This window comes from Kribbella sp. CA-294648 (assembly GCF_050943845.1).
Lineage (GTDB): Bacteria > Actinomycetota > Actinomycetes > Propionibacteriales > Kribbellaceae > Kribbella.
Map to the genome: position 1 here is coordinate 7,477,024 of NZ_CP191981.1, position 11,524 is coordinate 7,488,547.

The following is an 11,524-nucleotide window of genomic DNA, read 5'->3' on the forward strand; positions in this document are numbered from 1 at the left end:
GATGTCGAGAGTCACCCTGAAGACCGTGGCGCAGGCCGCCGGGGTGTCGCCGTCGACGGTCTCGAACGCCTACAACAAGCCCGACCAGCTGTCCGCCGCGCTGCGCGAGCGGATCCTGGCCAAGGCCCAGGAGCTCGGGTACGCCGGGCCCGACGCCTCCGCCCGGGCGCTGCGCAGCGGCAAGGTGGGTGCGGTCGGGGTGCTGTTCACCGACAAGCTCGCCTACGCGTTCTCCGATCCGTACGCGGTCGGCTTCCTGGCCGGCCTGGCCGAGGTGGCCGAGGAGTTCGCCACCAGTCTGCTGCTGGTGCCGCTCAGCCCGACCGACATCCAGGGCGGGACGAACGCGGTCCAGCAGGCCGCGATCGACGCCGCCGCGATCTTCTGCGTCGCCGCCGGCCACCCGGCGCTGGACGTGCTGAAGAACCGCGGGATCCCGATGGTCTCGACCGACCGCGGCGACCACCCGGACCTGTCCTGGGTCGCGATCGACGAGACCGCGGCGGCCGCCGAGCTCGGCCGGCACCTGGCCAGGCTCGGCCATCGCGATCTCGTCGTCCTGCTCGACAACGCTCAGGCGGCCGGCAGCCGGCCGGTCGAGCTCAGCCTCGACGAGGTCGGCTACACCGACTGCGAGCTGCGGGTCCGCGGCCTGCAGAAGGCGATGCCGGATGCCCGGATCAGGCTCGTCTCGGGTGGCCACAACGCCTTTAGCTCAGGGCTGGCCGCGGCCGAGTGGGTGCTGGACTCCCAGGACCGGCCGACCGCGATCGTCGGGCTGAGCGACGTCCTGGCCCTCGGCGCGATGGAGGCGATGAAGACCCGCGGCCTGGTCCCCGGCCGGGACCTGACCCTGGCCGGTTTCGACGACATCCCCGCCGCCGGGACGGTCGGGCTGACCACGGTCAGCCAGCCGATCAAGGACAAGGGCCGCACCGTCGGGCGGATGCTGCTCGACCCGGCCTTCACCGAACGCCAGATCACGATGCCGACCGAGCTGAAGGTCCGCGCCAGCAGCGGTCCGGCACCCCGCAACTGAATCCGTACCACCCACACCACCGACGGCCGTCCGGCCGCTGGTTCTGATCAACGCGCCCTCCGGAAGGGAGCACGACCATGACTTACTTCATCGCCGGCAACACCGCAGTGGAAAACGCGCGGTCCCTCGCCCAGTCCGCTCTGCCGAATGCTCCGCAGGAGGAGTACTTCGAGCCGGCCCCGCGGCGCAGCGTCGCCGTCCGCGCCCAGCTCTCCGCCGTACTGCGGAAGGTGGCCGAGCGCGAGCTCAAGCTCGCCGATCGGATCGACCCGGCCCCGCGCTGCGAGCCGCTTGCTGGTTGATCCACCCAGAACCTCTCCCGAGGCGACAGAACCCCAAGTCCGATGACTTGGGGTTTTGTCGGTTCTGTCTGGCACTCTGAAGGGCGATGAACGAACCAGGCGTGTTGCTGACGGCCCGTGCTCAGGTGCTCCACGACCTGGCCGCGCGGGGATTCGACGACGCCGTGATGGTGTCCTTGCTGGAGGACGCCGTCGCCGGACGGCAGTGGTGGCTGGACCAGTGGCCCGACGGCGCCGAGCACATCGCCGGACTGGTCGCGCAGGACGTGCAGGACCGGCTGTCCGATTCCGGCGTCCGCTGGCCGCGCTGCACCGCCTGCGACGACCTGCACGACCACGAGCTGCGGATCGAGCCCGAGCTCGGCCCTGATCCACACTGGGTCTGCGAGCGGGCCGGTATCTCCGTTTCACCCTTGGGGCATCTCACCTGAGGGATCGATCAGGGAAATACCTGGTCGCGCTACATGTAGACAAGCTACTACTGTGGCGCCATGAAGTTCCTTGCTGCCCTTCGGCTGGTTGCCGCCGTGCACGCGGTTGCGGTCTGCCTGCAACCGCTGCTCGCTGGTGCTTACCTGAACGGATCGGGCGCCGCGATGCGGCTGCACGAGCCGATCGGCCTGGGCGTCGCCTTCGTCGCGCTGGCCCAACTACTGATCGCGGTCCTCTACTGGCGTTCCGGCGGCCGCGGCTCGGCCCCGCTGGTCTCGTTGCTGCTGCTCGCCGCGGAGGGCTTCCAGATCGGGATGGGCTACAGCCGCGAACTCGCCCTGCATGTCCCACTCGGCGTCGCGACCGTGGCGATCGCCTGCGCCTTCGCCGCCTGGACCTTCCGCAAGACGGCGCGGGTACGGCGTACGGCGGAAGCTGTCCCGAGCGAGGTGCTCGCATGACGTCGGCACCTACCGCAGGACCGAAGCCTGAACCGGAGCCCGGGCCGACGCCTGAGCTGAAGCAGGCCAGGCAGCGCCGGCCGCGCCGGCCGCGGGCGACGCTCTGGCTGTTGCGGATCTTCCTGGTCCCGCACGCGATTCTCGTTACGGCGCAGCCGATCCTGGCCGGCTACTTCCTGTCCGGCGAGGTCGACGCGATGGACTGGCACAGCCCGATCGGCTCGTCGCTGTTCCTGATCGCCATGCTCCAGCTGCCCGCCGCCATCCTGTACGGCTTCCCGGGCGGCGGCCGCTGGTGGCCCGCCCTCGTCACGGTCGGTCTCGTCATCGCCGAGCTGACCCAGCAGGTCGTCGGCCACTCGCAGAACTTCGCCGTCCACGTGCCACTCGGCACCGCCATCGTCGTCACCGCGGTCTGGATGGCGATTTGGTCATTCCGTTCCGCCGCTCGGCAGGGCCGCAAGGAGATCAAGCAATGAAGCTGTCACGCCGTGGATTCCTCGGAGCAGCCGGTGCCGCCGGCCTGGCTGTCACGCTGGCCGACTGCGGCCTCGACCCCTCGCCCGGCCAGACCGCCGAACTCCTGACCAGCGAAGCGCCACTGCCCGAGGCCTTCAAGGTCCCCTTGCCGATCCCGCCGGTGAAGAAGCCTCTCCACACACGAGCAGGCGTCGACTACTACCGGGTGGTGCAGCAGAAGGCATCCCTGGAGATCCTGCCGGGACTGAAGACCGAAGTGCTCGGGTACGACGGACTACTGCCGGGCCCGACCTTCGACACACGGAGCGGCCGGACCACTGTGGTCGAGCAGGTCAATCAGCTCGACGTACCGACCGTGGTGCATCTCCACGGCGGCCACACTCCAGCAGCGAGCGACGGCTGGCCGCTGGACCTGCTGATGCCTGACGGTGGACACCACGGGCACGCCGGACACAGTGGCATGACCGGTGGCGACGTGAAGACAGGCAAGAGGACCTACACCTATCCGAACACCCAGCGAGCCGCCACGCTCTGGTACCACGACCACCGGATGGACTACACCGCTCCACAGGTGTACCGCGGGCTGTTCGGCCTGCACCTGATCCGTGATGCCGAGGAAGACGCGCTGCCGCTACCGGGTGGCGAGCGCGAGATCCCACTGGTGCTGGCGGATCGGGCGTTCGCGGCCGATGGGTCGTTCCTCTACCCGGCAGCCAAGGAGGGTCCTGGCGTTGAGGCGAAGTACATGGAAGGTGTGATCGGCGACGTCATCCTGGTCAACGGCGCTCCCTGGCCGGTGCTCGAGGTGGATGCGGCGCGCTACCGGTTCCGCATTCTCAACGCGGCGAACGCACGCCGCTTCGAGCTGGCCCTCGACAAGGGCCCGGCCAAGCTGGTGCAGATCGGTAGCGACGGCGGGTTGCTCGGCGCTCCGGTCGAGCACAAGACGCTGGTAGTTGCTCCTGCCGAGCGGTTCGACGTGGTGGTCGACTTCTCCCAGTACGAGCCGGGTAGTGAGGTCACCTTGCTCAACAAGCTCGACAGCGGGCGTGCCGAGCAGGTCATGCGCTTCAAGGTTGCCCGCAAAGCCGCTGACGACAGCAACGTGCCCGCCAAGCTTTCGGCGTACGCCGCTGTCCCCGAGCCGTCCGGGCTGGTCCACCGGCAGTGGCGGTTCCGGCGAGGCGAAGCCCACGGTCACCGCGGCTGGACGATCAACGGCCGCCCCTTCGACCCCAACGACATGCAGGCCTCGGTCAAACTCGACCAGTACGAGGTGTGGTCCTTCGTCACCGACGTCCACCACCCCGTGCACGTCCACCTCGCCCCCTTCCAGGTACTGCGCAGAGGCGGCACCAAGCCCGGCCCGTACGACGCCGGCTGGAAGGACACCGTCGACGTCCGCCCGGCCGAGGTGGTCGACGTCCTGGTTAAGTTCACCGCCCACAAGGGCAAGTACCTCATCCACTGCCACAACCTGGAACACGAAGACATGGCCATGATGGCCGCCTTCGAAACCGTCTAGATCTTCCGCCAGGCGAGTGCGGTCAACCAGGCGAAACCGACGATGACAGCAATGCGCTGGTACAGGCCGGCCAGGTCAACCAGCGGCTCTGTCTGCGAGAAGCCGGCACTGGCCAGCACGAAGGCGGCGAGGAAAACCAACGCGCTCAGCAGCGAGTAGATCGCCCAGCCTCGGCCTTGGCCGCGGGCAAGCACCACCTGCACGACAGCCAGGGCCAGGAACGCAGGCAGGGAGAAGGCGTCGTGCAACGCGCCCGACGTCGTGTAGTCGAGAGCGGCCGGTGTGCCCACTGGGTAGCCGCTGACCGGGTCAGTAGTGAAGATGCCTGCACCCACCAGTCCGACACCCCACACACCAACCAGTACTGCGCCCAGCCGGGTCTCGCGCCAGAGTCCGATGGCGAAGGCTGTGGTCAGTGCGCCGGCGACGAGGAAGTTCGCGGTTTGGATCCAGCCGTGGTCGCCGAGCTGGAGCGAGCTGACCGGGTGACGTAGTGGGTCGTACCCGTCGCCTCTGGTTGCTCCCGCGATCAGGAAGGTGAGGGCGAAGAGCGGGCCGGCCAGCAATCCGCAGTACAGCAGGCGGTTTCGCACAGTGGTCTGGGGCTCGGTGGCCGTCATCAGTGGTCCTGGCGGGCTGCGGCGGCGGTTGCTTGGGTCAGGAGGGCTTCGCGGTCGACGCCGGCTAGGTGGAGGGCTCGGGGGATTCGGCCGTGGGTGGTGTTGAGGGCGCCGGCGAGCAGGTGGGCGGCGCCGATGCGGCCGCCTCCGGTTGCGGAGGCGCAGTCGGTGGCTCGTTTGAGCAGCAGCTTGGTGGTTTCCCCGATCTTGGGGTTCCTGCTGCGGTCCGGTGTTGCCTTGGGCAACTCAGCGACGGCGACCGTCACGCCGGCCACCGACAGACTCTCCTCCCACTCGCGATCGAGCGCGGCACGGACGGTCTCTCGCGTCAGCCCGGCCTCGGCCAGCAGCCGGGCAGTCGTCGTACCGGTCAGCTCGGTCAGGGCGAGCAGCACGTGCTCCGCCTCGATCGCGGCCGAGCCGTCCTCGACCGCTTCGGCCCGGGCACTGTGGACCAGCACGGCCCGGACATCGTTCACCTTCGTCGCCATCAACGCCTCCTCAACGTGACACCCGCGGCGATCAGCCGCTTGGCGTGTTTCTTGTGCACGGCCTGCCGGGTCACACCCAGCACCTCGGCGACCTCGGACCAGCTCCAGCCGGCCCGCATCGCCTGCTCCACCTGGCTGTCCTCGATCCGGTCCGCCAGCCGCCGCAATGCGACGACCGCTGCCAGCCCGGCCCCGGGATCGTCCACCTCCACCAGCTTCTCCACGTCTAGCAACTTAGGTTGACAACCCGGGGTTGTCAACCCAGGTTGCTAAAACTTTCCTCTTGACCACGGCTCGACCATCTCCTTATAGTCAACACATCAGTTGATCAACGGAACGGTTGATAAAGATGTCGGTTGACGAAGAGACGCTGGACCGGGGCTTCACCGCCCTCGGTGACCCGGTCCGCCGGGCCCTGATCGCCCGGCTGTCGCGGAGCGAGGCGACCGTGAACGAGCTCGCCGAGCCGTTCGCGATCACCAAGCAGGCGATCTCCCGGCACCTCCAGGTGCTCGAGGCCGCCGGCCTGATCACCCGCAGCCGCGACGGCCAGCGCCGGCCGTGCCGGCTCAACCCGGCCGCGCTCGAAGCGCTGACCAGCTGGATCGACGACTACCGGCTGGCCTCCGAGCGCCAGTTCCGCCGCATCGACGCCGTTCTCCAAACCGTGAAGGAGCAGGACCGATGAGCACCCACCCGACCACCATCACCGCCCCCGAGGGCACCCCGTTCGTCTCGGTGACGCGCGAGTTCGACGCCACCCCGGAACAGCTCTTCCGGGTCCAGACCGATCCCGAGCTGGTCACCCAGTGGCTCGGCCCGCGCGACCTGGAGATGGTCCTCGAGGAGTACGACGCCCGACCCGGCGGCCAGTACCGGTACATCCACAAGGCGCAGGACGGCACGGAGTACGCGTTCCGCGGCGTCTTCCACACCGTCGAGCCGGCCCGCCTGGTGATCCAGACCTTCGAGTGGGAGGGCGCGCCCGGCCAGGTCTGCCTGGAGAACGCGACGTACGAGCCGACCGAGACCGGTGTCCGGCTGCGCACCCAGTCGGTGTTCCCGTCCGTCGAGGCGCGTGACGCGGCGCTGCAGAACGGGATGGAGTACGGCATCAACGACTCGATGGACCGGCTCGCCGACGTCCTCGCGAAGCAGCCGTCATGAGCGCGGTCGTGGTCGACATCTCGATGTCGCTGGACGGCTACGTCACCGGGCCGGGTGTCGATCTGGAACACGGTCTCGGCCGCGGCGGCGAGGTGCTGCACACCTGGGCCTTCGACGGCGACGCGGCCGACCGGGCCGTGCTGGACGCGTCGTACGCCGCGACCGGCGCGGTGATCCAGGGCCGCAAGCTCTTCGACATCATCGACGGACCGCACGGCTGGAACGAGGAGATGGGATACGGCGCGCAGGCCGAGGGTGAGCAGGCGCCACCGATCTTCGTGGTCACCCATGAAGCGCCCGCGAAGACCCGGCTCGGCGACCGCTTCCGCTTCGTCACCGACGGGCTGGACAGTGCGGTCCGGCAAGCTCGAGAAGTTGCCAACGGCAAAGAAATCGTGGTGATGGGTGGCGGCGAGATCTGCCACGCGTTCCTGGCGGCGGGGCTCGTCGACATCGTCCGGCTGCACGTCGCACCCGTCGTACTGGGGTCGGGCACCCGGCTCTTCCCGGCCGGCGACTCACCGCGGGTCGATCTCGAACTGACCGAAGCCGTCTCGACGCAGGCGGCACAACATCTCACGTACCGGGTGGCGAAATGAGCAAGGTCATCGCAGGGGCGACTCTCTCCCTCGACGGTTTCATTGCGGACGAGTCCGACGCCGTCGGGCCGCTGTTCGACTGGTACGGCAACGGACCGGTCGAGGTCTACGGCGCCGATCCGGACCGCGCGTTCCACGTCACCCAGGCGAGCGCGGACTACATCGCCTCGGTCTGGCCGGACATCGCCGTCACCGTCATCGGCCGGCGCCTGTTCGACATCACCAACGGCTGGAACGGCGTACCGGCGGTGGGTGACCACGTCATCGTGGTCACCCACCAGGCCCCGACCGACTGGCCGTTCCCCGACGCCCCGTTCACCTTCGTCGACAACCTCGAGGAGGCGATCCACCAGGCCAAGACCATGGCCGGCGACCGCAACGTCTCCCTCACCGGCGGCAACCTGACCGGCCAAGCACTCGAACTCGGCCTGGTCGACGAACTCTCCCTCGACCTCGTCCCCGTCATCTTCGGCACCGGCAAAAGCTTCTTCGGCGACTACACCGGCCGCCACCAACTCTTCGACAACCCCAGAGTCATCGAAGGCGACCGGGTCACCCACCTGCACTACCGCAGGTCAGAAGCCTCCGACTGAGACGGAGAAGATGTACTTGTTCTCACCGTGGTACACGAGCTGGTTGCCGCCGGTACAGCCGCCGGTGTACCAGGTGCGCTGGACGTTGCCGGAGCGGTTCCAGATCCGGTCGTAGTACTTGCCGAGCGTCCTGCACTGGCCGGGGCGCACCGGCGGGAACTTGTCCAGCAGAGCGCCGTCGCGATACACGCAGACCTCGCCCGAGTAGCAAGGCGGGTCCGCAGCGGCGACCTGGGCCGTCAGACCGCTCATCACCAGCGTGGCCGCCGCGCCGGCCAGCACGATCCGTCTGATCCGATTGACCATGGACTTCTCCTTCGACGAAGTGACTGGCTTCAAACGGTAGGAAGCGGCGGCACCCGTCCACCAACAGTTAGACAGGGCCTGGCCGGTGCTCTTCCTGACCCAGCAGGTGTGGTACTTCGGCTACCACTGTGCGGCTGCCTGGTTCTACCTCGGTGAAGCCGGCGTCTTGTACTACGGGGAGGGTGGTCGTCAGCAGGGCTTGCCAGCGGGTGGGAGTGGCGGTGCGGACGGCCAGGGTGAAGTTGTCTTCCTGCCAGGACTTGCGGGCGGCGTCGGACAGTGCGAGCCAGGCCAGGTGAGCACCGTGGCCGACCTGGGCCATCGTCTTGCCGGTCGACATCGTCAACCCGGGATTCACCCACAACACCGGCACCCCGGCGGCCAGCACGGGGAGCTCCTCGGGATCCTCCAGGTCGGTGCCCGTCACCTGCAGCTTGGCCAGGTCCTTCGGTACTTCGTCGAGCGGCACCGGCGGGAACACCCGTACGACGGCTGTCCCACCCGTCACCGTGATCCCCGGCAGCGCGGCAGCCCGTCGCCACTCGGCACCCCGGGCCCGGCGTACCACCTTCCGGATCCGGGCGTCCTGCCAGGCGCGCATCGCCTCGGCCCACTCCCCCTCGCCGACCGACCGCTCATCCGCCAGGATCGCCAGCACCGCCCGCGCCCCCGTCTCCAGCGCATCGGTCTGCGCAGGCCGCTCCGCCTTCTCCACCTGCAGCACCAAGGTCAGCACGAACTCGTCAGAACTCACCCACCGAGTCTGCCAGCCAGGCCGGATCGAGGCCTGTTAGTTTGGCGGCATGCGGCAGTATCTGGAGCTTCTCGACCACGTCCTCACCCACGGCGTCGAGAAGGGCGACCGCACCGGCACCGGAACCCTCAGCGTTTTCGGCCACCAGGCGCGTTACGACCTCACCGCCGGTTTCCCCGCGGTGACCACCAAGAAGCTGCACCTGCGCTCCGTGGTCGGTGAGCTGATCTGGTTCCTGAGCGGCTCGACCAACGTGAAGTGGCTGCAGGAGAACAACATCTCCATCTGGGACGAGTGGGCCGACGCCGACGGCGAGCTGGGCCCGGTCTACGGCCACCAGTGGCGATCCTGGCCGGCCCCCGACGGCCGGCACATCGACCAGATCGCCGCGGTGATCGAGTCCATCAAGCACACCCCGGACTCCCGCCGGCACATCGTCAACGCGTGGAACGTCGCGGAGGTCGACACGATGGCACTGCCGCCGTGTCACACGATGTTCCAGTTCTACGTTGCCAACGGCAAGCTGTCCTGCCAGCTCTACCAGCGCTCGGCCGACATCTTCCTCGGCGTACCGTTCAACATCGCGTCGTACGCGCTGCTCACCCACATGGTCGCGCAGCAGACCGGGCTCGAGGTCGGTGACTTCGTGCACACGCTCGGCGACGCGCACCTCTACCTCAACCACCTCGACCAGGCGAAGCTCCAGCTCACCCGCGAGCCTCGGCCGTTGCCGACGCTGCGGCTGACGAAGCGGGACTCGATCGACTCCTACGAGATCGCGGACGTCGTACTGGACGGCTACGACCCGCATCCGGGGATCAAGGCGCCGATCGCGGTATGAGCGTCATCCTGATCGCGGCTATCGGCCGCAACGGGGTGATCGGGCGGGACAACGACCTGCCCTGGCGGATTCGCGAGGATCTGCAGCACTTCAAGGCCCTCACGCTCGGCCACACCCTGGTGATGGGCCGCAAGACCTACGACTCGATCGGCCGGCCACTACCTGGCCGCCGTACGGTCGTCGTCACCCGGCAGCTCGACTGGGCCGTCGACGGCGTCGAGGTGGCCCACGATCTCGACCTCGCCCTGAAACTTGCCGACGGCAACGACATCTACGTGGCCGGTGGCGGCGAGATCTACCGCCAGGCCCTCCCGTACGCCGACCGCCTCGAACTCACCGAGGTCGACCAGACCCCCGCCGGCGACGTCACCTTCCCCACCGTCGACCGCACCACCTGGCGAGAAACCGCCCGCACCGACCACCCCGGCTTCTCGTTCGTCACCTACCTCCGCTAGCCGCTTTCCGGAACGTCCTGGTCACGGATCGGCGCAGGGGTGCCTTTGGGGACCGGGAACCGCGTAGATTGTGTGCGCGTCACGGAGTGTGTGACAGGGGATGCGGGCGCGGAGGCTCGCGGCAGGCCACCGGAGGGGAACGACGATGACCGAAGCTGACAACACCCAGGGCACGGCGGGGCAGACCGGACAGGCGGCAGCACAGGCCGCGCCGGTGCAGTCGCCGCTGCAGCCGCCCACCGCGACCGCGCCTGGCCTGGTACTGACCGCACCCGCTCCGCCACAGCCCGTAGCGGCGACCGCGGCGCCGAGCCTGGCCCCGGCGGTCGACCCGGCCGCGCTGCCCGGCCTGGACTCGAAGGTCGACACGTTCCTCAGCTCGCTGATGACGGCCGCGCCGCGCTCGCCGGAGTTCGCCCAGAAGGCCGGCGACGTCCGCAGCATGGGTGACGTCGACATCCGGCACGCCGCGGAGAGCTCGAACCGGCTGCTGCAGTCGCCGGTCAAGGCCCTCAACCAAGGCGGGCTGTCGGAAGGCTCGACGGTGGGCAAGACGCTGCTCGAACTTCGCCGTACGGTCGAGGACCTGGACCCGAAGGAAGCGACCGGGCCGAAGAAGCTGCTCGGGATGATCCCGTTCGGGGACAAGATCGAGGACTACTTCCGCAAGTACCAGAGCGCGCAGAGCCACCTCGAAGGCATCCTGCACTCGCTGCGCAACGGTCAGGACGAGCTCGCCAAGGACAACGCCGCGCTGAACCTGGAGAAGCAGCAGCTCTGGGACGCGATGGGCCGGCTGAACCAGTACGTGTACGTCGCCGAGCGGCTCGACGCCCGGCTGTCGGCGACGATCGCCGAGCTGGAGACGACCGACCAGGCCTTGGCCAAGGCACTGCGCGAGGACGTGTTGTTCTACGTCCGGCAGAAGCACCAGGACCTGCTCGTCCAGCTGGCCGTGTCGATCCAGAACTACCTGGCCATCGACATCGTGATCAAGAACAACATCGAGCTGATCAAGGGTGTCGACCGGGCCTCCACCACGACGGTCTCCGCACTGCGGACCGCGGTCATCGTGGCGCAGGCGCTGGGCAACCAGAAGCTCGTGCTCGACCAGATCACCGCGCTGAACACCACCACCAGCGGGATGATCGAGCGCACCTCGCAGATGCTGCGGGACAACTCGGTGGCGATCCAGCAGCAGGCGGCGTCGGCGACCATCGGGCTGCCGCAGCTGCAGGCGGCCTTCGCCAACATCTACGCCACGATGGACGCGATCGACACCTTCAAGGTGGAGGCGCTGGACAACATGGCGGCCACCATCGGCACGCTGGAGAACGAGGTGACCAAGTCCCGCAGCTACCTGGACCGGGTCGCCCGGCAGGACCAGCGAGTGGTCCAGGGCACGCTCGACCTCGGGCGCTGAACCAGGCAGGTCCAGCCGACACCAGGCTGCAGTACG

At 68.4% G+C, this 11,524-nt stretch carries 18 protein-coding genes; 13 read left to right on the forward strand and 5 right to left on the reverse strand.

Annotated elements, in window-relative coordinates; all coding sequences use genetic code 11:
- Position 1: 1 nt before the first annotated feature.
- The 6 genes from ACQPYM_RS35555 to ACQPYM_RS35580 all read left to right on the forward strand — a co-directional run bounded on the left by ACQPYM_RS35555 (position 2) and on the right by ACQPYM_RS35580 (position 4,239).
- Positions 2-1,039, forward strand: coding sequence for a LacI family DNA-binding transcriptional regulator (locus ACQPYM_RS35555; protein WP_433009604.1), 1,038 nt, complete (start codon positions 2-4; stop codon positions 1,037-1,039).
- Positions 1,040-1,116: 77 nt separating this feature from the next.
- Positions 1,117-1,341 carry a hypothetical protein gene (locus ACQPYM_RS35560; protein WP_433009606.1) on the forward strand — a complete coding sequence of 75 codons (225 nt, stop codon included), beginning with the start codon at positions 1,117-1,119 and terminating at the stop codon, positions 1,339-1,341.
- 86 nt (positions 1,342-1,427) lie between these two features.
- The gene (locus ACQPYM_RS35565) at positions 1,428-1,772 is read left to right on the forward strand and encodes a hypothetical protein (RefSeq protein WP_360277441.1); all 345 of its coding nucleotides are present in this window, start codon (positions 1,428-1,430) and stop codon (positions 1,770-1,772) included.
- A gap of 60 nt (positions 1,773-1,832) precedes the next feature.
- Positions 1,833-2,234: a hypothetical protein gene (locus ACQPYM_RS35570; protein WP_433009608.1), complete on the forward strand. Its 402-nt coding sequence runs from the start codon at positions 1,833-1,835 to the stop codon at positions 2,232-2,234.
- Positions 2,231-2,713 carry a hypothetical protein gene (locus ACQPYM_RS35575; protein ID WP_433009610.1) on the forward strand — a complete coding sequence of 161 codons (483 nt, stop codon included), beginning with the start codon at positions 2,231-2,233 and terminating at the stop codon, positions 2,711-2,713. The genes ACQPYM_RS35570 and ACQPYM_RS35575 overlap by 4 nt, the downstream gene beginning before the upstream one ends.
- A complete protein-coding gene (locus ACQPYM_RS35580; RefSeq protein WP_433009612.1) occupies positions 2,710-4,239 on the forward strand; it encodes a multicopper oxidase family protein in 1,530 nt (509 codons plus the stop codon). Before ACQPYM_RS35575 ends, ACQPYM_RS35580 begins: the two co-directional genes overlap by 4 nt.
- Here the strand turns inward: ACQPYM_RS35580 and ACQPYM_RS35585 are convergent.
- From ACQPYM_RS35585 to ACQPYM_RS35595, 3 genes are read right to left on the reverse strand one after another with little or no spacing between them, the layout of a single operon-like run.
- A complete protein-coding gene (locus ACQPYM_RS35585; protein WP_433009615.1) occupies positions 4,236-4,859 on the reverse strand; it encodes a DUF998 domain-containing protein in 624 nt (207 codons plus the stop codon). The genes ACQPYM_RS35580 and ACQPYM_RS35585 overlap by 4 nt on opposite strands.
- Positions 4,859-5,350, reverse strand: a complete 492-nt coding sequence (locus tag ACQPYM_RS35590; protein ID WP_433009618.1) for a Clp protease N-terminal domain-containing protein — start codon at positions 5,348-5,350, stop codon at positions 4,859-4,861. Before ACQPYM_RS35590 ends, ACQPYM_RS35585 begins: the two co-directional genes overlap by 1 nt.
- The gene (locus tag ACQPYM_RS35595; protein ID WP_433009621.1) at positions 5,350-5,574 is read right to left on the reverse strand and encodes a hypothetical protein; all 225 of its coding nucleotides are present in this window, start codon (positions 5,572-5,574) and stop codon (positions 5,350-5,352) included. Before ACQPYM_RS35595 ends, ACQPYM_RS35590 begins: the two co-directional genes overlap by 1 nt.
- 125 nt (positions 5,575-5,699) lie before the next feature.
- Between ACQPYM_RS35595 and ACQPYM_RS35600 the strand changes: the two genes are divergently transcribed.
- Genes ACQPYM_RS35600 through ACQPYM_RS35615 form a run of 4 tightly spaced genes read left to right on the forward strand, consistent with a single transcriptional unit; the run spans position 5,700 to position 7,709 of the window.
- The gene (locus ACQPYM_RS35600) at positions 5,700-6,038 is read left to right on the forward strand and encodes an ArsR/SmtB family transcription factor (RefSeq protein ID WP_433009624.1); all 339 of its coding nucleotides are present in this window, start codon (positions 5,700-5,702) and stop codon (positions 6,036-6,038) included.
- Positions 6,035-6,517 (forward strand): SRPBCC family protein, encoded by a 483-nt coding sequence (locus tag ACQPYM_RS35605; protein WP_433009627.1) that lies wholly within the window; start codon positions 6,035-6,037, stop codon positions 6,515-6,517. The genes ACQPYM_RS35600 and ACQPYM_RS35605 overlap by 4 nt, the downstream gene beginning before the upstream one ends.
- On the forward strand, positions 6,514-7,116 hold the full coding sequence (locus ACQPYM_RS35610) for a dihydrofolate reductase family protein (protein WP_433009630.1): 603 nt from the start codon (positions 6,514-6,516) through the stop codon (positions 7,114-7,116). Before ACQPYM_RS35605 ends, ACQPYM_RS35610 begins: the two co-directional genes overlap by 4 nt.
- Positions 7,113-7,709, forward strand: coding sequence for a dihydrofolate reductase family protein (locus tag ACQPYM_RS35615; protein WP_433009632.1), 597 nt, complete (start codon positions 7,113-7,115; stop codon positions 7,707-7,709). The genes ACQPYM_RS35610 and ACQPYM_RS35615 overlap by 4 nt, the downstream gene beginning before the upstream one ends.
- Here the strand turns inward: ACQPYM_RS35615 and ACQPYM_RS35620 are convergent.
- Complete coding sequence (locus tag ACQPYM_RS35620) at positions 7,692-8,015, reverse strand: hypothetical protein (RefSeq protein ID WP_433009635.1); 324 nt, start codon at positions 8,013-8,015, stop codon at positions 7,692-7,694. The two genes, ACQPYM_RS35615 and ACQPYM_RS35620, sit on opposite strands and share 18 nt — an antisense overlap.
- A 67-nt stretch (positions 8,016-8,082) precedes the next feature.
- Complete coding sequence (locus tag ACQPYM_RS35625; protein ID WP_433009638.1) at positions 8,083-8,769, reverse strand: peptidyl-tRNA hydrolase; 687 nt, start codon at positions 8,767-8,769, stop codon at positions 8,083-8,085.
- Positions 8,770-8,818: 49 nt separating this feature from the next.
- Here ACQPYM_RS35625 and ACQPYM_RS35630 point away from each other — a divergent pair, with 49 nt between their 5' ends.
- The 3 genes from ACQPYM_RS35630 (at position 8,819) to ACQPYM_RS35640 (ending at position 11,488) form a co-directional block, all read left to right on the forward strand.
- Positions 8,819-9,610, forward strand: a complete 792-nt coding sequence (locus ACQPYM_RS35630; protein ID WP_433009641.1) for a thymidylate synthase — start codon at positions 8,819-8,821, stop codon at positions 9,608-9,610.
- Complete coding sequence (locus ACQPYM_RS35635; RefSeq protein WP_433009643.1) at positions 9,607-10,065, forward strand: dihydrofolate reductase; 459 nt, start codon at positions 9,607-9,609, stop codon at positions 10,063-10,065. The genes ACQPYM_RS35630 and ACQPYM_RS35635 overlap by 4 nt, the downstream gene beginning before the upstream one ends.
- A 145-nt stretch (positions 10,066-10,210) precedes the next feature.
- Positions 10,211-11,488, forward strand: coding sequence for a toxic anion resistance protein (locus ACQPYM_RS35640; protein ID WP_433009646.1), 1,278 nt, complete (start codon positions 10,211-10,213; stop codon positions 11,486-11,488).
- The last annotated feature ends 36 nt before the right edge of the window (positions 11,489-11,524 follow it).